The sequence below is a fragment of the Achromobacter sp. ACRQX genome (assembly GCF_022346505.1).
Lineage (GTDB): Bacteria > Pseudomonadota > Gammaproteobacteria > Burkholderiales > Burkholderiaceae_B > Achromobacter > Achromobacter animicus.
Window position 1 is genome coordinate 95,132 of sequence record NZ_JAKRML010000019.1, and the last position, 21,883, is coordinate 117,014.

Consider the following 21,883-nt stretch of genomic DNA (forward strand, 5'->3'; position numbering starts at 1 on the left):
TCTTTCCTTGTTGCGCCTAGGCGCCCAGATAGGCGCGCTGCACGCCTTCGTCGCTCGCGAGCGCGGCAGATTCCCCGTCGAGTGCGATCTCGCCGTTTTCCAGGATGTACGCGTGGCTGGACACCGATAACGCCAGCTTCACGTTCTGTTCCACCAGCAGAATCGTGATGCCCTGTTCGCGGTTCAGCCGCAGGATGATGTCGAAGATCTGTTCGACCACCAGGGGCGACAGCCCCATGGACGGCTCGTCCATCAGGATCATGCGAGGCCGCGCCATCATGGCCCGGCCGGTCGCGAGCATCTGCTGCTCGCCGCCGGAGAGCGTGGCGGCCTTTTGCTCGAAGCGTTCGCGCAGGCGCGGAAAGGTGTCGCACACCATGTCCATGTCCTGCCGGACCTCGGCGCGGTCGCGGCGCAGGTAGGCGCCCATTTCCAGGTTCTCGCGCACGCTCATCTCGCGGAATATCTCGCGCCCCTCCGGCACCTGCACGATGCCGCGGCCCACGACCGCGTCGGCGGACAGGCGATGGATGGGTTCGCCCGCGAATCGCACGGCGCCCGCCGTGGGCGAGACCAGGCGCGAGATCACGTTCAACGTCGTGGACTTGCCCGCACCATTGGCGCCCAGCAGCGCCACGATGGCGCCTTGCGGGACTTTCAGCGATACGTCCTGCAGTGCGCGGATGTTGCCGTAGGCGGCCGACACCGCATCGACTTCCAGCAGAATCTCAGCCACCGGCTGCTCCCTTGCCCAGATAGGCTTCGATGACGCGGGGATTGCTGCGTACCTCCCCGGGTGTACCCTCGGCGATCTTCTCGCCAAACGACATGACGGTGATGCGATCCGATATCGACATCACCAGTTGCATCACGTGTTCCACCAGCAGCACCGTGATGCCGTCGCGTTCGCACAGTTCGGTCAACAGCCGGTCCAGCGTTTCGATTTCCCGATTGCGCAGCCCCGCGGCGGGTTCGTCCAGCAACAGCAGCTGCGGCGAAATCGCCAGCGCGCGTGCCAGTTCCAGCATCTTCTGGCGGCCGAAGTCCAGGCTGCACGCAGGCGTATCCAGGAAGTCGGCCAAGCCGACGCGCTCCAGCAGATGTTCCACGCGCTCCCGCGCCTCGGCCGCGGCGGGCCGCAGCAGCTTGCCCACGCTGTTCGCGCCGTGCGCGTATGTGCCTAGCAGTGCGTTCTCGCGCACGCTGAGGGCGCCAAAGAGTTCCAGGTTCTGGAAGGTGCGCGCCACGCCCAGCGCCGCCATCTCGTGCGGCTTCTTGCCCGTGATGTCGGCGCCGTTGAACGTGATGCTGCCGCTCGTGGGGCGGTAGTAGCGCGATACGCAGTTGAAAGTCGTCGACTTGCCGGCGCCGTTGGGTCCGATCAGCGCGTGGATGTGGCCGCGTTCCACCTGCATGGATAGCCCGTTGATGGCGGTCAGCCCGCCAAACTTCACCGTCAGGCCCTGCACGTCCAGGTAGGGATGGGTGCTCATGCTGCGCTCCTTTGAGGGGACTTGGACGCGGTGGCGGCCGCCCGCGAAGCCGCGGGCAAGGGCGCTGCCGGCGGCGGCGCGCGACGGGCCGCGCGACCGGCGAACAGGCCCTTGGGCGCGAACATCATGAAGCCCATCAGGATGAAGCCGTAGATGATTTCCTGGAAGGACAGCGCCTGGCGCAGCAGCTCCGAAATCAGCCCGAAGGCCAAAGCCCCGGCGATGGCGCCGCGCACGGAACCGATCCCGCCGACGACGACCATGGTCAGGATCAGAATGGTCGTTTGAAACCCCAGGCTTTCGGGATGGATGAACGACGCAAACAGCGTGTACATGCCGCCGGCGATGCCGGCGTAGGCGGCCGACAGCGTGAACGCGGTACGCTTGATGGCGTTGACGTTCACGCCCATCGCCTGCGCCGCAATGTCGCTTTCGCGTACGGCGCGGAACGCGGATCCCAGCTGCGAACGCGACAAGGCGACGGTGGCCCACAGCAGCAGCGCGGCGATCACCACGACGAAGGGGTAGGCCTTGACGTCCGATACCAGTGCGTAGCCGAACAGCGTGGCGGGAGAGATGCGGAATCCGTTCGACCCGTTGGTGACCGATTGCCAGTTCAGGAACACCCACTGCATCGCTTCACCAAACGCGAACGTGGACAGGGCCAGATAGATGTCGCGCATGCGCAGCGCAAGCGCGCCAATCAGGTAGCCCAACGCGGCGGCCAGCAGTCCGCCCGCGATGATGGAGACGAAGAAGGGCGGATGCCACAGATTGTTGATGAGGCCGGCCGTGTAGATGCCGACGCCGTAGAAGGCCGCGTGCGACAACGCAAACTGCCCGGTTTCGCCGATGACCAGATGCAGGCCCAGCGCCAGCACCACGAACACCATCAGCAGATTGACGACGTAAATGACATAGCCGCTAGCCATGAACGGCAGCGCCATCAGCACGACAGCCATGAGCGCCAGCAGGATTCGATCGATCTTGTTGCTCATACTTTTTTCACCTGCAGTTTGCCGCCCAGCAATCCTTGCGGGCGCAACAGCAGCACGACCATGATCGCCACGAACGGCGCCACCACGATGGCGTTGGTCGAAATGAACAGCCCCACCAGGTTCTCGGCGATGCCGATCACGAATCCGCCAACCACCGCGCCTGGCAGGCTGGTGATGCCGCCCACGATGGCGGCGGCATAGGCCAGGATGGCGATGTGGCCTATGTCGGGCGTGATGAGGATCTTTGGTGTGATGAGCAGCGCGGCGACGGCTGAGATCAGGCCAGACAGCGCCCACACCATCATGCGAATGCGTGTCAGGTTTACGCCCGTCAGCCGCGCCGCCTTGGGGTTCATGCCCACGGCCCGCATGGCCCGGCCGACGCGTGTGTAGGTGAACATGCCAAAGAGCAGCAGCATGACGGTGACCGCGACGGCGAAGATCAGCAGGTCCAGCCGGGTCAGCACGGCGTCGCCGATGATGACGGCATCGGTCGATGCGAGCGGCGGCAGGGATCGCGGGGTATCGCCCAACCCCGAGGTTCGCACAAGTCCCTTCAGGGCGTACGCGAGACCGAGCGTGGCGATGACCATCTGCACCCCCACGCCCTTGGACGCGATGACGCGTTCCATGACCACGCGCTGGAATAGTCCCGACAGGACGGCCACCCCGACCAGCGTGACCGGAATGACCGCAAGGTAGGGCCACCCCATCACCAGGATGAGGAACAGCGCGATGTAACCGCCCACCATGAAGATCTCGCCCTGGGCGAAATTCGGTACATCGGTGGTCTTGAAGATAATGACGACGGCAACGGCCAGCAACGCATACACGCTGCCCGTCACCAGTCCCGACAGCACCCCCTGCTGCAGGAACAACCAGGTATCGGCAAAGCTCATGATGTTCTCCGGCGGCCCGCGCGATGCTGCGCCATCGCGCGGGCGTGGCCCGTGACGGACCGCGGGTTTACTTCTGGTACTGCCAGGTGCTCTTGAAGGCGCCCGGCACGAGGGTCATGTTCGTGCCGTCGAACTTGATGTAGATGGCGGCTTCCTGCGCGGCGCGGTCGCCGGGGCCGAACTCGATGGGGCCCGCCATGACGCCGGAGTCAAACTTCATGGTTTCCAGCGCCTGCAGCACCTTCTCGCGCGTGGGCTGGGGGCCGGCGGCCTTCAGCGCGTTCACCACCGCCATGGCGGGTGGAATGCCGTAGGGCATGTAGGACTGCGGATGCCCGGGCTTGGCCGCCAGGTCGGGATAGGACTGCTTGTACATGTCGTACACCCAGGTCAGCTTCGGGCCGCCTGGCAGGTCGGCCAAAACGTCCTGGATGTAGACGTTCTTAAAGGCGTCCTTGTTGCCCACGTTCTCCACGAGCTGCTTGAGGTCCGCCGTGCCGTTGACCGCCAGCACGATCGGTTTGTTCCAGCCCAGTTCGTGCGCCTTCTTGATGATGAGTGCGGCGGGACGCGCATAGGTGGTCAGCAGCAGGACGTCCGGATTGCCCGCGCGGATCTTCAGCATGGGCGCGGTCACGTCCGTGATGTTGGGATTGACCGACTGCACCTGCAGCGCCGGATCGCCAAGCTGCTTTGCCTGAGCCTTCGCGGCTTCCAGGTTCCAGCCGCCGTACGCGTCGTCGTGATTGATGTAGCCGATCTTCTTGGCCTTCAAGTGTTCCGATGCGAACTGCACCATTGACCCGCCAACGGCGTGCTGCGAGATCGAGAAGGCGCCGTAGATGTACTTGGACGGCGGGTAAAGCGCGCCGTCGCCGGAGGCGTTCAGCATGACCAGCGGCACCTTCTCGCGCTCGATGTATTCGCGCGATGCGACGACAGCTGCCGAGCACGATCCGCCGTTCAGAAGGAAGACCTTGTCCTGCTCGTTCAGCTTCTTTACGGCGGCGACAAGATCGTTGGCGTTGCAGCGGTCGTCTTCGATGACCAGCTCGATCTGACGACCGTTCACGCCGCCTTCCTTGTTGACCTTGGCGTACCACATCTTGGCGGCATTGAACACGTCAAAACCGTAGGCCATGCCGCTGCCCGACAGCGGCGCAAAAACGCCTATCTTGATGGTCTTGTCCGTGATCCCCGGTTCCTGCTGCGCCTGCGCGGTGGCCGACAAGGCCAGGACGCACAGCGCGGCAGCGGCCGCATAGCGACTACGTTGGTTCATGCTTTGTCTCCCGTTCTTTTTAAGTGCGCGTCTTTGGTGGATGACGCTCTTGCTGCGCTGACGGCCATGCCGCCCGTAACCCTTACTGCATGCGATATCCGCCGTTCACGTCGATGACGCTGCCGGTGATATAGCCCGCGTCTTCCGATACCAGGAACCGCACGGCGGCGGCCACTTCCTCCGCCGAGCCGATGCGGCCCAACGGAATAGCCTGGGCGGCCGCGGCCAGCGCACCGCTGCTCGTGACGGTGCTGCGTAGCATGTCGGTGTCGATCAGGCCCGGCGCGATGCCGTTGGCCGTGATGCCAAGGTGGGCGGCTTCCCGGGCCATCGCCTTGGTCAGGCCGAGGACGGCGGATTTGGCGGCAATGTAAGAGGCGCTTGAGCGGTAGCCGCCAAGCTGCGCGGCGACCGACGTGAAGGTGACGATCCGGCCATGCGCCAGAGGCGCAGCCTCGCGACGTCGAAGGTATGCGCGGCCGCAAAGGAACACGCCGCGCGCGTTCACGGCAAAACTGCGATCCCAGATGTCGAGCGACGTGTCCTTGATAAGGGGGCGTTCACCGTTTTCCTGGAACAGCAGCAATCCGGCGGCGCTGACCAGCACTGCGATGGGCCCGTGCTGGCGTTCGATCTGCTCGAACGCGCCTTCGACGGCCGCTTCGTCGCTGACGTCGAAGGCGTGAGCGGCGTGCGGTGCGCCCAGTTCATTGGCAACGCGCCGCGCGCGTCCGGCGTCCACGTCCGACACCACCACGCGCAGGCCGGCCTGCGCCAGTTCGCGGCAGATCGTTGCGCCGATGCCGCCGCCGCCGCCGGTGACAAGCGCGAGTCGGGGCGCCGGGCCAGCGGTGGCTGGCTTGGATACATTGGTCATGCTGTCTCCTTCCGTGGCGTGCCGTTCAGCCTGGGTATGAGGCCGGCCGCCTGTCTGATTTTTTGCGATTATGTATACATGGCCGTGCCGCAGGTATAGGTGCTTACCCTGAACGCCGTTTGATTTACAGCAGAGGTACTAAGGGAATCCCGGATGCGGGACGGAGACGAGTCGCCGTATGTATTCTTCATGTATACAATTCGGCCATGGATACGCTATCTCAACACGTCACGGACACGCTTCGGGACTGGGTGCTGCACGGCAAATTCAGCCCCGGCGCGCGACTGGAAGAAATCCCGCTAGCCGAAAAGCTGGGGGTGTCGCGCACGCCGGTGCGCGCGGCGCTCGCCACACTGGGCAACGAAGGCCTGCTCGAACACTTGCCCAAGCGCGGCTATACCGTGCGGGCATACGACATCGGGGAAATCGTGGCGGCGTATGAGGTGCGGGCCGCCCTGGAAGGGCTGGCGTGCCGGCAGGCGGCGCAGCGCGGGCTGTCAAACGATGCGGTGGCGGTGCTGAAGAACTGCCTGGACGAGGGCGACCGGATTCTTGCCAAGGGCGAACTGTTGCCCGAAGACCACTTGCCGTATCAGCAGGTCAACATCACCTTGCACAACGGCATTCTGGAGGCGGCGGGCAATCCTTGGGTCAGGAGGTTCGCGACGCAGGCGCAGGCGATTCCCTATGCGTCGGACCGGATCATCCTGTGGGAAGACCATGGGATCATCCTGCGCTCGCACGATGACCACCATCGGATCGTGAGCGCCATCATCGCCCGCGATGGGGCGCGGGCCGAGGACCTGATGCGCGAGCATGTGTACTACGCCGGCATCATCCTGAAAAACAACTACGAAAGGCTTGCCCAGGCGTACCGGGTCTGAACGATCCGGCGCGCCTGGCGCGGGCAATTGGCGCGGGCCGCTGGCCCACGCTGCTTATTCCGTAATGCCCGTTTCCAGGCAGGGCTTGAACTCCCCGGTGTCCGGATCGCGCAGGAACAGGACGCCGGTGGCCACGCCGAAGTACGCGCCGTGCAGTTCCAGCTCGCCCTTTTCGACGCGGCGGCGGATGGACGGGAACGTCATCAGGTTGTTCAGGCTGTGCGCGACGGTGGCCAGTTCCAGGCGCTTCAGGTTGGCCTGGCGGTCGCCGGTATCCGGGGACATGCCCTTGGCCACGGGTTCGATCTGCGACATCCACTTGCCGATGAAATCGCTCTTGCTCAGCGGCGTGGCGTCGTCGAAGAAGAAGCGGATGCCGCCGCAGGACGCGTGGCCCAGCACGACGATGTGCTTGACGTTCAGGCCGTTGACCGCGAATTCGATGGCGGCGCTGGTGCCGTGGTACGACGATTCCGAGTCCGGGTCACAGGGCGGCACAAGGTTGGCCACGTTGCGCACGACGAACATCTCGCCGGGGCCGGCGTCGAAGATCGCTTCGGGCGACACGCGCGAGTCGCAGCATCCGATGATCAGGATTTCCGGGCTTTGGCCGATTTCGGCCAGCTTTTGATAGCGGCTGCTTTCAGTCTGGAAGCGGCCGTCCAGGAAAGATTGATAGCCTTCGGAGAGTCTTTTGGGAAACATGATCTTCACTTCCTAGTATCGAGGCCAGGCTTGCTGGCGCGCCGGCATACGCAATAAGGGGCTTCGTTTGGAAGCCCCTGTTATCGAGTCGGCAGACGCGATTTTCCCATAACTGGCCTGATATCCACCTGTCTAAACCCTGATCAGAAAAGGGTTTTTGGCGGCTGGCCGGGCGGCGGTCTGACCTAGCGCGCGGCGACGTCCAGCGCATTCACCCGGGCGAATTCCAGCGGCGTGATCGCCTTGACCACCTTGATCTGGCCGGGCGCGAACGGGCCGACGACATCTTCGCTGACCCTGCCGATCTCGCGGTTCTGCGCGTCGTACAGGACGTAAGTCAGCAGGACGCTGTTGACGTTGCGCTCCGACTGGTTGGCGAGAAAGCCCGTAATGGTGGAGACGTTGCGGGTGCTGTCGCGCACGGCCTGGACGTTGCCCAGGGTGATGCCGTAGGCAAGGCTTTGCGCGGCAGCGGCGCCGGACAGGCCGGCCAGCACGACGAGCGCGGCAAGGACGAGTTTTTTCATGGTTGTCTCCTGATACGGCCCGCGGCGGCGACGGTAGTACGGCATCGCGGCGGGGATCAGGCGTATCTCACTCCTTTCTGCCACGAGAAACAACGGGCCAGAAGGATGAATGGGTAACAGGTTGCGGCGGATGTTGCCAATGCTGGGGCTTTGTTCGATGATTGCCAAGCCGGCGCCTTGGCCGGCGGACCGTGCCGCCCGCGTCGCGCGTGCCATTGCGCGAGGGGCGCTCAAGGGAGGAACTCATGCTTTCCCGTACCAGCCAGCTGGCTTCGGCCATCCTGTTGTCCGCATGTTTTGCCGGCGCGCAGGCGCAGACCCCCGCCGCTCCCTCAACCGCCAAGACGCCCACGCCGCAGCAGCAGCGCATGTCGGACTGCAACAAGGCCGCCGAAGGCAAGAAGGGCGACGACCGCAAGACGTTCATGAGCAGTTGCCTGAAGGGCGAGGAGCCGGCCAAGCAACTGACGCCGCAGCAGCAGAAGATGAAGGACTGCAACGCGAAGGCCGCGGAACAGAAACTGGCCGGCGACGCGCGCAAGACGTTCATGAGCACGTGCTTGAAGGGGTGAACAACCGGCAAGAAAAAACGCCAGACGATGTCTGGCGTTTTTTTTGGACCGCTGACCGATGCTGTTGGGTGTCAGACACCCAAGATGCTCAGGTGCAGCTTCAGGGCCGTCTTGTATGGGTGCCAGACACCGGCGCTCCGCGCGTCACGCCGTTGCAATCGGCGTGACCGGCGATCCAATCGCATGCGGCAGGCGCAGCGGCGGCGCAGTCAGCATGAAGTGGTGGCGGCCATTGGCAAACAGGAACTCCGCCAGGTCCTTCAAATACCAAAGCTCCGCCAGCGGCAGCCCCAGCTTGAACAGGCAGTGATGATGCAGCGGCAGCATCGGGCGCGCGCCGGACTTTTCGCGGGCGGGGTAGGCCTCGACCGCGTAGTTATCGGCGCAGATGGCGGCGATGCCGCTATCGGTGATCCATTGCAGCAGCGCGTCGTCGGTGCCGTCCAGCGCGGCGCCGTAGGTGTGCAGCACCTCGGGGTCGGGCGTGCCGTTCATCGCGACCACGGCTTCGGCGTAGCCGGTGCGCAGCACCAGCATGTCGCCGCGCTCAATCGTGATGCCATCCGTTGCCAGCACGTGCATCAATTCGGCGTGGCCGATCAGCGTGCGGCCCGGGCCGTAATGGCGGAACAGGTCGACCAGCACGCCGCGGCCCTGCATGCCTTTCTGCGCCAGGTTTTCAACGCCCAGCTTCAGCGCGGCGGACGGGCCGCCGCTGTTGCAACCGCAGCCGGTGTGATCGCCATCATTGGGTCCCACAACGTCCACGCCCGCCTGAAAGCCGTTGTAGTAGCGCAGCTCGGGTGTGCCGTCGCCATCGGCATCGAACAATGCGCCCACGTGCGCCAGCGCGTCCCACTGCGTCGAGTACTGCATGGACAGCAGCACCTGGTCGTCGCTCAACACGTCGAGCGCGTCGGGGTTGACGTTTTTCAACGGGAAGTTCAGGTACGGGGTGTCCTTGAGCTTCGTGGGGCTCAATTGCGGCGGGTGGCGCCGCGGGTTGAGCACGTTGCCGCCGGGCAGGTCCAGCGGCAGGGACAGGCAGAAGGTCTTGCCGGCGCGGATCTCGCGTGCGCCCTTCAGGACTTGTTCTTCGGTGATGAGATTCAGGCGGCCGAGTTGGTCGTCGGGCCCGAAGTCGCCCCAGTTGGAGCCTTCGGGCCGATGCTTCCAGCGTTGCATGCGGCTTACTCCGTCAGGAAGTCGACGACCACGCGGGTGAAGGCTTCCGGTTGCTCCCAGTTCGAGATGTGGGAGGTATTCAATTCCACGTAGCGCGCGCCGGGAATGGCAGCCGCAAGTTCCTGGCCTTGCGCGGGCGTGGCAGCCAGGTCGTGCGTGCTGCTGATGACCAGCGTGGGGGCGGTGATGGACGACACCTGCTCGCGGAAGTCGGCGTCGCGCAGCGCGGCGCAGTTGCCCGAGTAGCCGGCGTCCGGCGTGCGGCGCAGCATGTCGATCAGCACCTGCGTCAGGCCCGGCTCGGCGGCGCGATAGCCGTCGGTCAGCCAGCGTTCGACCAGCGTGGGCGCCATCTTTTCGAGCGTCTGCTCGGCCACGGCGGCGATGCGGGTGCTCCAGCCTTCAGCCGAGCCGATGCGCGCGGCGGTGTTGCACAGGATCAGCTTGCCGACGAGTTCGGGTCGCGCCAGCGCCAGCCACAGGCCGGTCGGGCCGCCCATCGACAGGCCGCAGAAGTGCGCGCGCTTGATATCCAGGTGGGCCAGCAGTTCGGCGACGTCGTTGCCCAGCTGCTCGAAGCTGTATTCGCCTTCGGGGACCGACGACTTGCCGTGGCCGCGGGTGTCGTAGCGCAGCACGCGGAAGTGGCGGGTCAGTTCAGGGATCTGGCGGGCCCACATGTCGGCGTTGGTGCCCAGCGAATTGGAGAGCACGAGCACCGGCGCGTCGGCGGGGCCATCGATGACGTAGAACAGCCGTGCCTGGCTGAGATCGGCGTAAGCCATGTGGAATTCCTTTGGGGGAGGCGGCGGCCGCGCAAGCAGGCGGCCGCGCGGGTATTACAGGTGGCAGACGCCGTCGACGTAGGCTTTGCGCCAGCGGGTGATGGTTACGCGGTCGAACAGGTCGGCCTGCGCAAACGGATCGGCGTCGATGAACTGCTGCGCGGCTTCGCGCGTGTCGACGTCGACGATATACAGCCCGCCGCCCGCATCCTTGCCGTCATCCTGCAGCTTGGCGCCGCACGCCAGCAGAAGCTGCTTGTTGGCGTCCAGGTATTCCAGGTGCTTGGCACGGTGCTGCTGGCGCATTTCCTGGTGATTGGGCTTGTCGAAGGTTTCGATGATGTAGGGCATGCGAGGCTCCTGTCAGATCGCCGAGGGATGGCGCGCGAGCGCGGTGACTTCGATATCCATGTACGGGAAAAGCGGCAGCGACGACAGCAGCGTGTGCAGCTCGTCGTTGTTTTCGACGTCGAAGATGCTGACGTTGGCGTAGCGGCCGACAACGCGCCACAGGCTCTTCCACTTGCCGTCGCGCTGCAGCTGCTGCGCCAGGGCCTTTTCGTCAGCCTTCAGTTTGTCCGCGCGTTCGGCGGGCATGTCGACGGGCAGATTGACCTGCATTTGAACCATGAACAACATGATGGACTCTCCATGATGCCGCCCCGGCGCGCGGGGCGGTGTAGCGGCAATTAAGGCGGAAACTAAGGGAATTCAGTTCGCAAACTTCAGCGGCAGGCCGGTCAGGCGCAGCAGCTCATCGGCGGTCATGTCGCCAAAGATATCGGTGACCGTCACCCCATCCTTGTTGATGTCGAACACGGCCACATCCGTGTACACGCGCGACACGCAGCGCACGCCGGTCAGCGGGTATGTGCAGGCCTCGACCAGCTTGCTCTGGCCTTCGCGGGTCTGCAGTTCCATCATCACGAAGACGTCCTTGGCGCCGATGGCCAGGTCCATCGCGCCGCCGACGGCGGGGATGGCGTCCGGCGCGCCGGTGTGCCAGTTGGCCAGGTCGCCATGCTGCGAGACCTGGAAGGCGCCCAGCACGCAAATGTCCAGATGGCCGCCTCGCATCATCGCGAACGAATCGGCGTGATGGAAGAACGAGCAGCCGGGCAGTTCGGTGACGGGCTGCTTGCCGGCGTTGATGAGGTCGTAGTCTTCCTCGCCCTTGGCGGGCGCGGGGCCCATGCCCAGCATGCCGTTTTCGGTATGCAGGATGACTTCGCGGCCGGCCGGCAGGTGGTTGGCGACGAGCGTGGGCAGGCCGATGCCCAGGTTGACGTAGGCGCCTTCCGGAATGTCCTGCGCGACGCGGGCGGCGATCTGGTCGCGGGTCAGTTTGGTGCTCATTGCTGCTCCTTGGCGGCCTGCTGGCCTGCGATCTGCACGACGCGCTTGACGAAGATGCCGGGGGTGACGACGGTTTCGGGGTCGAGCTCGCCCAGTTCGACGATCTCGCGGACCTGCGCCACGGCCACGCGCGCGGCGCTGGCCATGATGGGGCCGAAGTTGCGGGCGGTCTTGCGGTAGACCAGGTTGCCCCAGCGGTCGCCGCGCTCGGCCTTGATCAGCGCGTAGTCGGCGTGCAGCGGATACTCCAGCACGTACTGGCGGCCGTTGATCTCGCGGGTTTCCTTGCCGTCGGCCAGCGGGGTGCCGTAGCCGGTGGGCGTGAAGAACGCGCCGATGCCGGCGCCAGCGGCGCGGATGCGCTCGGCCAGGTTGCCTTGGGGCACCAGTTCCAGTTCCAGCTTGCCGCTGCGGTACAGGCCGTCAAAGATCTGCGAGTCCGCCTGGCGCGGGAACGAGCAGATGATCTTGCGCACGCGGTTGGCGCCCAAGAGGGCGGCGAGCCCCGTGGTGCCGTTGCCGGCGTTGTTGTTGATGATGACCAGGTCCTTGGCGCCCTGTTCAAGCAGGGCGTCGATCAGTTCCATGGGCTGCCCGGCGGTGCCGAAGCCGCCGATCATGACGGTGGCGCCATCGGGGACGTCCGCCAGGGCGGCGGCAGCGCTTGCAACAGTCTTAGAGATCATGATGTTCGCTCATAGGTGGCGTGTCATAATTTGTTCTTCTTTCGAACTTTCGTTCTTCTGAAGAACATCGTTTCATGGGGAATGCGAAGGCGTCAAGGCAAGCCCGCACGCCGCACTCTCCATCGTTCGGAGTCGCCCGCAAGGGGCAACGCAGGCTCGCCGCGGCGGGCCTTTTACTCGTGGAACCAGACGGATGGCCGAGCAAGATCCCCAGCAACCCAGCGACAGTTACGTGCAGTCCTTCGCGCGCGGCCTGTCGGTGATCCGGGCCTTCGGCCCCGACCGTTCGCAGATGACGCTGTCCGAGGTGGCCGCGGTGACGGGGCTGTCCCGCGCCGGCGCGCGCCGCATCCTGCTGACGCTGGAACACCTGGGCTACGTCACGGCCGACGACCGCAAGTTCTCGCTGACCCCGCGCATCCTGGAACTGGGCTACGCGTATCTGTCGGGCACGCCACTGTGGAACCTGGCGCTGCCCTACATGGAAGAAGTGGCCGAGCTGACGCGCGAATCGTGCTCCGTGTCGGTGCTGGAAGGCGCCGACATCGTGTACATCCTGCGTCTGTCGACGCATAAGGTGATGACGATCAATCTGGCCGTGGGCAGCCGGTTGCCGGCATGGGTGACGTCGATGGGCCGCGTGCTGCTGGCGGGCCTGCCGGAAGCCGAGCTGGACCGGGTGCTGGCGATGAGCCAGATCCAGACCTACACGGCGGAAACCGTCACGGACGTTGCCGAGCTGAAGCGCGTGCTGGCCGGCGTGCGTGCCGACGGCTACGCCTGCGTGGCGCAGGAGCTGGAACCCGGCCTGCAATCCGTGGCGGTGCCCATCATCGACCGCAGCGGCCGCGTGATCGCCGCGATGAACGTCAGCGGTCACGCCAACCGGTTTTCGCGCGAGGCGATGCTGGAAGCGTTTTTGCCGCCGCTGCGCCGCGCCGCCGACCAGATCAACCACGCGCTGCTGCGCCGCTAGGCCAAGCCTGCGGGCGGCAGAGGGATGGGTCCGGACGGACATGGCGGCCGCGATCAGATGGGCGCGACGCCGAGCGTCGTGCCGCCGCAGACATACAGCATCTGGCCGGTGACAAACCCGTTGTCGGGCGACAGGAAGAACATCGCGGCGCGCGCGACGTCTTCCGGCGTGCCCAGGCGCTTGACGACGATGCTGTTGATGATGCGCTCGGTCTGCGGGGCGCCGGCCGGATTGCTCTTGGTGAAGAGGTCGGTGGCGATCGGGCCGGGACCGATGGCGTTGACGGTGATGCCGTCGCCGCCCAGTTCCATGGCCAGCGTGCGCGTCAGGCCCACGAGCCCGGCCTTGGTGGCCGAATAGACCACGCGGTCCGGCTTGCCCAGCGCGGCGCGCGACGACATGTTGACGATGCGGCCGAAGCCGGCTTCGCGCATGGCGGGCAGCGCGGCCTGCACCAGGATGAGCGCGGTGCGCAGGTGCAGATTGACGACGTAGTCCAGGTCGGCCAGCGTGGCGGTGTCGGCGGTGCCGGGCCGTGTGGCGCCGGCGTTGTTGACGAGACCGACGATGTTGAACGCGCTGGTGACTTCGCGCGCGACTTCCTGCGTGCGCGCTTCATCGGTCAGATCGGCCTGATACGAGACCAGACCCGCCGGCGGATTCTCGGGCAGCTTGTAGTCGATGTTGACGACCTTATGGCCGGCATCGAGCAGCATGCGGATGATGGCGGCGCCGATCCCGGCGCTGCCGCCGGTGACGAGATATGCGGTGGGTTTGGTCATATCGGTTTCCGTTCAGTGTTCAAGAACTCAATGGGTCAGGTAGCCCCAGGCGAGGACGGCGGTGATGTGGATCACGCCGACCCACAGCATCATGATGACGGTATAGCCCATCACGTCGCGCAGCTTGAGCTTGGACAGGGCCAGCGCGGGCAGGATCCAGAAGGGCTGCACCAGATCGTTCCAGGCGTTGCCCAGCATGACGGCCATGGTCGTCTGGTTGAGCGCGCTGCCGATTTCCTTGGCGGCGTCGATCATGAACGGACCCTGGATGACCCAGTGGCCGCCGGCGGACGGCGCGAAGAAGTTGATGACGAACGAGCTGATCAGGCCCCAGAACGGCAGCGTTTCGGGCGTGGCGACGTCAACGAAGACCGCGGAGATCGTGGTGACCAGACCCGAGGCGGCCATGATGGCCATGATGCCGGCGTAGAACGGGTACTGCAGGATGATCCCGGAGATGGTCTTGATGCCTTCGGTCAGCTTGGCGACGTAGGCGGCGGGCGTGCCGAGCAAGATGATGCCCAGGAACAGGATGATGAAGTTGATGAGGTTCAGGTCGAGCGAGCCGCCGTCCATGAAGTGAAAGACGACGTAGGCCACGCCGAGCGCGCCGATCAGCATGCTGAGCAGGCGGCTGTTGTTGAGCTTGGAGGCGATGGTGCCCTTTTCGAGCATGTCTTCGGCGGCGTTGGACGCGTTGGCGTCGCGGTCGATGTTGGGGTCGACTTCGACGATGGCCTCACCCTTCTTGGGGTGCAGCCAGGCGTTGAGCAGTGGCAGGGTGATGATGATGACCAGGCTGGTGAGCAGCATGGGCACGGAGAAGATGGTTTCCGACAGCGGGATGGTGCCCATCTGCGCGGCGGTGGGGTGGCCGGGCGTGGCGACGAGGACGGGGATGCTGGCGGACAGGCCCAGACCGTACATGGTGAAGCCGCTGTAGGCGGCGGCGATGATCAGGGGATAGTGAACACCCTTGACCTTCAATGCCAGCTTTTTGGCGACGATGCCGCCGATGACAAGACCAAAGCCCCAGTTCAGGTAGCTGCCGACGCCGCCGACGAGGGTGGCGACGATGATGGCGGTGTGCGGCTTGTGGACGTGGCTGACGATGCGGTTGAGCAGGCGGTCGGTGAGCGGTGCGGTGGCCAGCACGTAGCCCATTGCCAGGATGACGGCCATCTGGGTGGTGAAGGCCAGGAGGCTCCAGAAGCCTTTGCCCCAGGCGCGGGTGATGTCGCCGATGCCCTGGCCTTCGATGCCCATGGCCAGAAGCACGGTGAGCAAGGTGAGCGCGATCGCAAAGACAAAGGGATCGGGCAGATACTTGCGCATCAGCTCGGTAAAGAATGAAGCCAATTTATTCATGGTGCCTCCAACAACTCCGTAAGGCGGTTCTCTGATGTCCGGCGGCGCGGGTCATCGGGTGACGATGCGGGCGTGCCGGACGATTGCTTTTCTTTGTGTGGGTGGGCTCGTGGCCCGATGGCGCGGTCGGTCATGGCCGCCGCGCTTTTTGTGAATGCTTGAGAACGGACTCAGGAGCCGCTGGCTTTGCCGTTCAGCCACGCGGCCAGTTCGCCGAGGGCGGCGCTCTTTTCGCGCAGGACGCGCTCGCGGCGTTCGGGGCTCCAGGTGTAGAAGCCCTGTCCGCTCTTGGCGCCGATGTGGCCGCTGTCGACTTTGCTTTTGAGCAGGTCGGAGGGTTCGGTGCGGTTTTCGAGATCTTTGTACAGGTAGCTGGCGATGGCGTAGTGAACGTCAATGCCGTTCATGTCGCGCTGTTCGAGGGGGCCGGACAGGGCGAGGCGGATGCCCAGGCTCCATTTGACGACTTCGTCAATATCCTCTGCGCTGGCGACGCCTTTCTCCAGCAGGGAGATGGCTTCGCGGGCGAGGGCGTGCTGGATGCGGTTGGCGATGAAGCCGGGGATGTCTTGACGCACGAGAACGGGGCGCTTGCCGCCGAAGCGCAGGGAGGCCATGACTTTGGCGACGGTGTCCTCGGAGGTGTCGTCGTTACGGACGACTTCAACTAGGGGGATGACGTCGGCGGGGGTGAAGAAGTGGGTGCCGACAAAGCGGTCGCGGCGCTGGACGGCGCTGGCGATGGCGTTAATCGACAACCCGGAGGTGTTGGTGGCGAAGAGGGTGTGTGCGGGGCACAGGGTGTCGAGTTTGGCGAAGATGCCGCGCTTGAGATCGAGGTTTTCGGGGACGGCTTCGATGACGAGGTCGCTGGTGGCGGCGGCTTCGAGGCCTGGTTCGAGGCGGATGCGCTGGATGGCTTGCTGGACTTGGCCGGGGGCGTAGACGTTTAGCTGGCGTTCGATGGTCTTCAACGCGCGCTCGAGGGCGCCTTCGACGGGGTCAATCAAAACGACGTCGAGTCCCTTCGAGGCGAACAGCGCGGCAATGCCGCTGCCCATGGCGCCTGCGCCGATGACGGCGAGATTCTTGAGGGGAGTGTCCATGATGGCTCGCTTGGTGCTTGCGGCTGCTGCTTGCAGGCGGGCACGCGGGGACCAGGGGTGATGCTGTCTCGTCCGGGGTGCCTTTCTGTGCGCGGCTTGGCCAGAAAAATCTTTGTGTTCTATATACGAACATTTGTGCGTGTATAGAATTTCTGTGGGGGATAGTACTAAAAGTTGCTGGGGGTGGACAAATGGGGGATTCGCGGTGTTCGGTGGGTGGACGGTGGGTGTGGTCGGGAGCTGGCCGCGGTATACGGGCCGAAGTAGGTTGGTGGGCTGATGCTTGTGATGCGGTGAAGGGCGCTGATCTTGTCAGGCGGGCTGCGGTCTTGCGGTGGGCGGTGTTCTTTTGACGCCCGGCACGTCGTCGGCCTGGGGCGCGCGGGGCTACGATTGCGGTCCGGAGCCTTCGCTCCGGACTGCCCCGTCGTCATCGTCGTTGTCGCCTCCGGCGACTGCCTTCCGATTCCCTCGGGCGCATCTACACGCCCCGCGCACCCCAGGCCGACGACGCGCCGGGCTCGGTGGATTGAACTTCGCGGTCGCTGGGTCGAGCGGGTTCTTGAGATTCTTATCTCGGCCGACGCGGGTTTGAAGCATCTTGCGATGCCCGCCCCGCGACGGCCGCGCGGGCGGCCTGGCGGGGCTTACGCGGTGTCTTGCGTTGGTGTGATGACGCTTCGCGATTGCGGGGCGAGTGAATCAGCGAAGTGGCTGCGAAGCGCCGCCTGAGTCTTTCTATGGGTGGTGGGGGGCGGGCTCAGCCTGCGGCAGGATTTCGTCGTCGTCCGCGCGATGGCAGACCACGCATAGTTTGTTGCCGTCGGGGTCGCGGAAGTAAGCACCGTAGTAATGCGCGTGATACTCGGGCCGCAGGCCTGGCGGGCCCTCGCAGGTGCCGCCGTTCTTCAGCGCGCGTGCATGCGCCTGGCGTACCGCCTCTCTGGTGTTGGCCATGAAGGCGACCATCTGACCGTTGCCCGGTTCATGGGGCTGGCCGTTGTGCGGCCTGCTGATGGCAAAGTAGGGGCGTTGCTGGCCGGCGCTTTGCCAACCCGCCCATGGCCGGTCTCGTTCGCAGAAGCGAGATTCGACGCCCAGAATCTCGAACAGGGCGTCGTAAAAGCTCAGGGCGCGGTCGAAGTCGGTGATGCCGACGAAGATGTGCGAGAACATTTTTTCGCTCCTGGGCGTGCCGCCTATCCCGAATTCCGCAGCCCCGCCGCGATCCCGTTGATCGTCAGGTGGATCGCGCGTTGCACGCGCTTGTCGACCTCTGCGTTGGGATTCTTCTGCACCGCGCGATGTCGCCGGATGAGGTCAACCTGCAGGTAATTCAGCGGGTCGATATAAGCGAAGCGTTCGCGCAAGGCGATCTGCAGCGTGGGGTTGTCGGCGAGCAGTTCGCGTTGCGTCAGCAGTTTGAGCATGGCGAGCGTGCGGCCGTGTTCGGCGCTGATGGCGCCGAAGATGCGTTCGCGCAGGGCGCGTTGGGGGACGAGTTGGGCGTAGCGGGCGGCGATGGCGAGGTCGGATTTGGCCAGGACCATTTCCATGTTGGAGAGCAAGGTGCGGAAGGCGGGCCAGTCGCGGGCCATTTCGCGCAGTTGGGCAAGGCGGCCGCGGCGCGAGCGGGGGGCGTCGGGGGCGCCGGTTTCGAGATAGGCCTCGATGGCGGAGCCCATGCCGTACCAACCGGTGAGCATGAGGCGGCATTGGGCCCAGGAGAAGCCCCACGGGATCGCGCGCAGGTCTTCGATGCGCTGGCCTTTCTTGCGGGAGGCGGGGCGGGAGCCGATGTTCAGGCCGGCGATTTCGCTGATGGGGGTGGCGGCGAAGAAGTATTCGGCGAAGCCGGGGGTGTCGTAGACGAGGCCGCGGTAGGTGCGTTGCGCGGTGTCGGACATGAAGGACATGGCGGGGCCGTGGTGGGCCATGTGGGCGTCTTCGGCGCTGGTGGCTTCGGCGCGGGGGGCGAGGCTGGATTCGAGGGTGGCGGCGATGAGGAGTTCAAGGTGCCAGCGGCCGACTTCGGCGTCCTTGTATTTGCTCTGGATGACTTCGCCCTGTTCGGTCAGGCGGATCTGGCCGGCGACGGTGCCGGGGGGCTGGGCCAGGATGGCGTCGAAGCTGGAACCGCCGCCGCGTCCGACGGAGCCGCCGCGGCCGTGAAAGAGGCGCAGGCGGACGTTGCGGGTGGAGAAGACGTCGACGAGTGCGCGTTCGGCCTGGTAGAGCGACCAGTTGGACGTGAGGAAGCCGCCGTCCTTGTTGCTGTCGGAGTAACCCAGCATGACTTCCTGGGCGCCGTTTTGCGCGCGCTTCACGCGCTGGCGGATTTCGGGCAGGTCGAGCCAGGCGGCCATGATGTCGGCGCCGCGCTGCAAGTCGGGGATGGTTTCGAAAAGGGGGACGACCATGAGGCCGTCTTCGGGGGCGATGTCTTGCCCGGCGGGGGCGATGAGGCCGGCCTCTTTCTGCAGGACCATGACTTCGAGCAGGTCGCTGAGGGTTTCGGTGTGCGAGACGATGGTCTGGCGCACGGCCTGTTTGCCGTAGCGGGCGCGGCCGGCGGCGGCGGCGCGCAGGACGGCGAGTTCACGGGTGGTGTCTTCGGAGTAGGCGATCCAGGGGGAGGCCAGGGGGCGTGCCTGCGCGAGTTCAGTGCGCAAGATGTCTACGCGTTCATCTTCGGACAGCGCGAGGTAGTCGAGGGGTTTGCCGTTGTGGGTGACGCCGGCGCGCGAGAAGAGTTCGGCGAGCGCGGCTTCGTGGACGTCGGAGCTTTGGCGCAGGTCGACGGTGGCGAGGTGAAAACCGAAGACTTCGATGGCCTGCTGCAGGCCGGACAGGCGCAGCTTGGCCAGCGGGGCGCCGTGATGGGCGCCGAGTGACGCCGCGATGACGGCGAGGTCGGCGGCAAGCTCTTGGGGCGCGTCGTAGGCGGGGGCGGCGACGGTGCTGCGGCGGGCGAGGTTCTGGCCGGTGAGGCGCAGCGCGGTGGCGGCCAGGCGGGCGTAGATGCCGACGAGGGCGCGCCGGTAGGGTTCGTCGCGGCGGTGCGGGGAGTCGTCGCCGCTACGCTCGGCGAGCGCTAGCAGTTCGGGATCGGCGGCGATGAGCAGGGTGGTGATGGAGAGTTCGGCGCCGAGGGCGTGGACTTCCTGGAGGTAGTGTTCGAAGAGGACGGTGGCCTGGCGCAGGAGGGCGCGCTCGAGCGTGGTGGCGTCGACGTTCGGATTGCCGTCGCGGTCGCCGCCGATCCAGCTGCCCATGCGCAGGAAGGGTTCGAGCGGCGGCGGCGGGGCGGCGAAGGGCTTGGCGGATTCGCGGTTGAGCAGCTTGGAGAGGTCGCCGTAGAGGCGCGGGATGACCTGCAGGAAGGTGCTGCGGTAGTAGGAGAGCGCGTTCTCGATTTCGTCGGCGACGGTCAGGCGCGTGTAGCGCAGCATGCGGGTCTGCCACAGGGTGGCGACGCGGCCGAGCAGGGCGGTGTCGAGTTCGGCGAGCTCGTCGGGCGTCAACTGGGCTTCGCGTTGGGCGAGGGCGGTGGAGATTTCGCGGTGGACGTCGAGGGTGCTTTTGCGCTGGACTTCGGTGGGGTGCGCGGTGAGGACGGGCATGACGCACGCTTCGGCCAGCAGGCGGCGGATGCGCGCAACGCTGACGCCTTGTCCGCCAAGGATCTGAATAGCTTCGCGCAGGCTGCCGCGGGCGGGCGTGCCGTCGGTGAGCGCGCGGGCGCGCTGGCGGCGGTTCTGGTCGCGGTCTTCGGCGATGTTGGCCAGATGCAGAAAGTAGCTGAAGGCGCGGGCGACGGAGTTGGGGTCGCTGCCTTGCAGGCGTTTGACGCGCTGTTCGAGCAGTTTGCTGTCGGCGTCGTGGCCTTCGCGGCGGAATTTGACGGCGGTGCGGCGCAGGGTCTCGATGGTGTCGAAGACGCGCTTGCCTTCGCATTCTTCTATGACCTCTCCTAACAACCGGCCCAACAGCCGGATATCGTGACGCAAGGGTTCTGCGGAATCGGACTGCGTGCGCTTGGCATTCATCGTGCGGGGATCCGTCTGACGGCGGTTGGAAGGGGATTAAATCGAAGCGGGCGTTGCGGGCAAACCTTGAAAATGATCGGTCGATTTTACGCAGCGTTCCTTACGGGGGAGGCGGTTTGCTCGGTTAAAGTGCGGGGTATCCCTTCGTTATTCCAGAAGCCCCCTTTATGCAAAATCATCAACGTCGCGCGCTCGTGCTGTTTTCGGGCGGGCAGGATTCCACCACTTGTCTCGCCTGGGCGCTGGAACGCTATGCGCATGTGGAGACGGTGGCGTTCGATTACGGACAGCGCCATCACATCGAACTGTCGGCGCGGCTGAATGTGCTGCGCGAGATCCGGGCCAATTTTCCGGACTGGGCGGCGCGTTTGGGCGAGGACCATCTGCTGGACCTGAAGGTGCTCGGGCAGGTGGGCGATACGGCGATGACCAGCGACCGGGCGATCGAGATGCAGGCGAATGGTTTGCCGAATACGTTTGTGCCGGGACGCAATCTGCTGTTTCTGACGCTGGCGGCGGCGCTGGGATATCGGCGGCAGTTGGATGTGCTGGTGGGTGGAATGTGCGAGACGGATTTTTCCGGGTATCCGGATTGCCGGGATGACACGATCAAGGCGCAGCAGGTGGCGCTGGGGCTTGGGCTTGGGTCACGGGTGACGATCGAGACGCCGTTGATGTGGATCGATAAGTCGGAGACCTGGGCGTTGGCTTATGCGCTGGGGGGTGATGCGTTGGTGGAGACGATCGTCGAGGAAAGCCATACGTGTTATCTCGGGGAGCGGGGGGCTCGGCATGATTGGGGCTATGGGTGCGGGGAGTGCCCGGCTTGCAAGCTGAGGAAGATCGGGTGGGAGAAGTGGGTGGTGGCTTCGGCGGCTGAGGGGTGAGCTGCCGGTTATTTTCTGGTGCTTGGAACAGACGCAGGAACCGCAGCAAACGGCTGGCGAACGGCCGCTTCGGGGAAATGGATCGAATCTCCGGCCTCACCCGCCTTCATGGTGCGGTTCGGGATTCCAGATCCATATCCGCAGGCCATTGAACTCTTGGGGCTAGACGCAAAGCGAGGTTGTACGGGGCGACGTCGTTGGCATCCCGCGGTTCGGCGCGATCGGGGTCGAGGCCTTCGATGCCGTTCTGCATGTAGGCGCACACGTAGGCCCAGAAATTTGAGGTGTTAGCAGCGTCAGTATTTAAGTGGAAGCGTGTTACCACTTTGTTAGTACCGGGTTCCACGGGAGTGTCATAAATTTTGTGTTTGGGGCCTAACATGTTGCTCAAGGAGCATGTATGGCTACCAAGAAAAAGACACCGCTGAGGGAACTGCCGGCGATTCCCGCCGAGCTGGTTGATCAA

At 65.0% G+C, this 21,883-nt stretch carries 24 protein-coding genes; 4 read left to right on the top strand and 20 right to left on the bottom strand.

Going from position 1 to position 21,883, the window contains the following annotated elements:
- Positions 1-16: 16 nt before the first annotated feature.
- The 6 genes from MHZ91_RS17760 to MHZ91_RS17785 form a co-directional block, all read right to left on the bottom strand.
- On the bottom strand, positions 17-736 hold the full coding sequence (locus tag MHZ91_RS17760) for an ABC transporter ATP-binding protein (RefSeq protein WP_239214980.1): 720 nt from the start codon (positions 734-736) through the stop codon (positions 17-19).
- Complete coding sequence (locus MHZ91_RS17765) at positions 729-1,493, bottom strand: ABC transporter ATP-binding protein (RefSeq protein WP_191578259.1); 765 nt, start codon at positions 1,491-1,493, stop codon at positions 729-731. Before MHZ91_RS17765 ends, MHZ91_RS17760 begins: the two co-directional genes overlap by 8 nt.
- The gene (locus tag MHZ91_RS17770) at positions 1,490-2,491 is read right to left on the bottom strand and encodes a branched-chain amino acid ABC transporter permease (protein WP_239214983.1); all 1,002 of its coding nucleotides are present in this window, start codon (positions 2,489-2,491) and stop codon (positions 1,490-1,492) included. Before MHZ91_RS17770 ends, MHZ91_RS17765 begins: the two co-directional genes overlap by 4 nt.
- Positions 2,488-3,390, bottom strand: coding sequence for a branched-chain amino acid ABC transporter permease (locus MHZ91_RS17775; protein WP_191578257.1), 903 nt, complete (start codon positions 3,388-3,390; stop codon positions 2,488-2,490). The genes MHZ91_RS17770 and MHZ91_RS17775 overlap by 4 nt, the downstream gene beginning before the upstream one ends.
- Positions 3,391-3,457: 67 nt before the next feature.
- Positions 3,458-4,672, bottom strand: coding sequence for an ABC transporter substrate-binding protein (locus MHZ91_RS17780; RefSeq protein WP_239214986.1), 1,215 nt, complete (start codon positions 4,670-4,672; stop codon positions 3,458-3,460).
- A gap of 82 nt (positions 4,673-4,754) precedes the next feature.
- A complete protein-coding gene (locus MHZ91_RS17785; RefSeq protein WP_239214989.1) occupies positions 4,755-5,549 on the bottom strand; it encodes an SDR family NAD(P)-dependent oxidoreductase in 795 nt (264 codons plus the stop codon).
- A gap of 206 nt (positions 5,550-5,755) precedes the next feature.
- Between MHZ91_RS17785 and MHZ91_RS17790 the strand changes: the two genes are divergently transcribed.
- Complete coding sequence (locus MHZ91_RS17790; protein WP_105240957.1) at positions 5,756-6,433, top strand: GntR family transcriptional regulator; 678 nt, start codon at positions 5,756-5,758, stop codon at positions 6,431-6,433.
- A 54-nt stretch (positions 6,434-6,487) separates the two neighbouring features.
- Here the strand turns inward: MHZ91_RS17790 and MHZ91_RS17795 are convergent, their stop codons facing one another.
- Both MHZ91_RS17795 and MHZ91_RS17800 read right to left on the bottom strand, forming a co-directional pair.
- On the bottom strand, positions 6,488-7,138 hold the full coding sequence (locus MHZ91_RS17795) for a carbonic anhydrase (RefSeq protein WP_105241734.1): 651 nt from the start codon (positions 7,136-7,138) through the stop codon (positions 6,488-6,490).
- A gap of 185 nt (positions 7,139-7,323) precedes the next feature.
- Entirely contained in the window at positions 7,324-7,665 is a 342-nt protein-coding gene (locus MHZ91_RS17800) for an FxLYD domain-containing protein (RefSeq protein WP_175122163.1), read from the bottom strand.
- Positions 7,666-7,910: 245 nt separating this feature from the next.
- Here MHZ91_RS17800 and MHZ91_RS17805 point away from each other — a divergent pair, with 245 nt between their 5' ends.
- Positions 7,911-8,237, top strand: coding sequence for a PsiF family protein (locus MHZ91_RS17805; RefSeq protein WP_175139528.1), 327 nt, complete (start codon positions 7,911-7,913; stop codon positions 8,235-8,237).
- Positions 8,238-8,381: 144 nt separating this feature from the next.
- Here MHZ91_RS17805 and MHZ91_RS17810 read toward each other — a convergent pair whose 3' ends face one another.
- From MHZ91_RS17810 to MHZ91_RS17835, 6 genes are all read right to left on the bottom strand, one after another.
- Positions 8,382-9,422 carry a cyclase family protein gene (locus MHZ91_RS17810; RefSeq protein ID WP_175122165.1) on the bottom strand — a complete coding sequence of 347 codons (1,041 nt, stop codon included), beginning with the start codon at positions 9,420-9,422 and terminating at the stop codon, positions 8,382-8,384.
- Between the two features lie 5 nt (positions 9,423-9,427).
- Positions 9,428-10,207, bottom strand: a complete 780-nt coding sequence (pcaD, locus tag MHZ91_RS17815) for a 3-oxoadipate enol-lactonase (protein ID WP_239214991.1) — start codon at positions 10,205-10,207, stop codon at positions 9,428-9,430.
- Positions 10,208-10,261: 54 nt separating this feature from the next.
- Positions 10,262-10,558 carry a YciI family protein gene (locus MHZ91_RS17820; protein WP_105240952.1) on the bottom strand — a complete coding sequence of 99 codons (297 nt, stop codon included), beginning with the start codon at positions 10,556-10,558 and terminating at the stop codon, positions 10,262-10,264.
- A gap of 12 nt (positions 10,559-10,570) precedes the next feature.
- The gene (gene catC / locus MHZ91_RS17825; protein WP_056559790.1) at positions 10,571-10,846 is read right to left on the bottom strand and encodes a muconolactone Delta-isomerase; all 276 of its coding nucleotides are present in this window, start codon (positions 10,844-10,846) and stop codon (positions 10,571-10,573) included.
- A 72-nt stretch (positions 10,847-10,918) separates the two neighbouring features.
- Positions 10,919-11,563, bottom strand: a complete 645-nt coding sequence (locus MHZ91_RS17830) for a 3-oxoacid CoA-transferase subunit B (protein ID WP_175184882.1) — start codon at positions 11,561-11,563, stop codon at positions 10,919-10,921.
- Entirely contained in the window at positions 11,560-12,249 is a 690-nt protein-coding gene (locus MHZ91_RS17835) for a 3-oxoacid CoA-transferase subunit A (RefSeq protein WP_056559787.1), read from the bottom strand. Before MHZ91_RS17835 ends, MHZ91_RS17830 begins: the two co-directional genes overlap by 4 nt.
- Before the next feature lie 193 nt (positions 12,250-12,442).
- On the opposite strand from MHZ91_RS17835, the gene MHZ91_RS17840 reads away from it, so the two are divergent.
- Positions 12,443-13,225 (top strand): IclR family transcriptional regulator, encoded by a 783-nt coding sequence (locus MHZ91_RS17840; protein ID WP_239214992.1) that lies wholly within the window; start codon positions 12,443-12,445, stop codon positions 13,223-13,225.
- A 53-nt stretch (positions 13,226-13,278) separates the two neighbouring features.
- On the opposite strand, the gene MHZ91_RS17845 is transcribed toward MHZ91_RS17840, so the two are convergent.
- From MHZ91_RS17845 to ppc, 5 genes are all read right to left on the bottom strand, one after another.
- Positions 13,279-14,007: an SDR family NAD(P)-dependent oxidoreductase gene (locus MHZ91_RS17845; RefSeq protein ID WP_056559783.1), complete on the bottom strand. Its 729-nt coding sequence runs from the start codon at positions 14,005-14,007 to the stop codon at positions 13,279-13,281.
- Between the two features lie 27 nt (positions 14,008-14,034).
- Positions 14,035-15,375 (bottom strand): short-chain fatty acid transporter, encoded by a 1,341-nt coding sequence (locus MHZ91_RS17850; RefSeq protein ID WP_175122169.1) that lies wholly within the window; start codon positions 15,373-15,375, stop codon positions 14,035-14,037.
- A 170-nt stretch (positions 15,376-15,545) separates the two neighbouring features.
- Complete coding sequence (locus tag MHZ91_RS17855) at positions 15,546-16,481, bottom strand: 3-hydroxyacyl-CoA dehydrogenase family protein (protein WP_239214994.1); 936 nt, start codon at positions 16,479-16,481, stop codon at positions 15,546-15,548.
- A 738-nt stretch (positions 16,482-17,219) separates the two neighbouring features.
- Positions 17,220-17,657, bottom strand: coding sequence for a VOC family protein (locus MHZ91_RS17860; RefSeq protein ID WP_239214996.1), 438 nt, complete (start codon positions 17,655-17,657; stop codon positions 17,220-17,222).
- Positions 17,658-17,680: 23 nt separating this feature from the next.
- The gene (ppc, locus tag MHZ91_RS17865; protein ID WP_239214998.1) at positions 17,681-20,530 is read right to left on the bottom strand and encodes a phosphoenolpyruvate carboxylase; all 2,850 of its coding nucleotides are present in this window, start codon (positions 20,528-20,530) and stop codon (positions 17,681-17,683) included.
- 167 nt (positions 20,531-20,697) lie between these two features.
- On the opposite strand from ppc, the gene queC reads away from it, so the two are divergent.
- Entirely contained in the window at positions 20,698-21,417 is a 720-nt protein-coding gene (gene queC / locus MHZ91_RS17870; protein ID WP_105240947.1) for a 7-cyano-7-deazaguanine synthase QueC, read from the top strand.
- Between the two features lie 106 nt (positions 21,418-21,523).
- On the opposite strand, the gene MHZ91_RS17875 is transcribed toward queC, so the two are convergent.
- A partial coding sequence (locus tag MHZ91_RS17875; protein WP_239214999.1) for a DUF6708 domain-containing protein occupies positions 21,524-21,883 on the bottom strand: 360 nt, incomplete at its 5' end.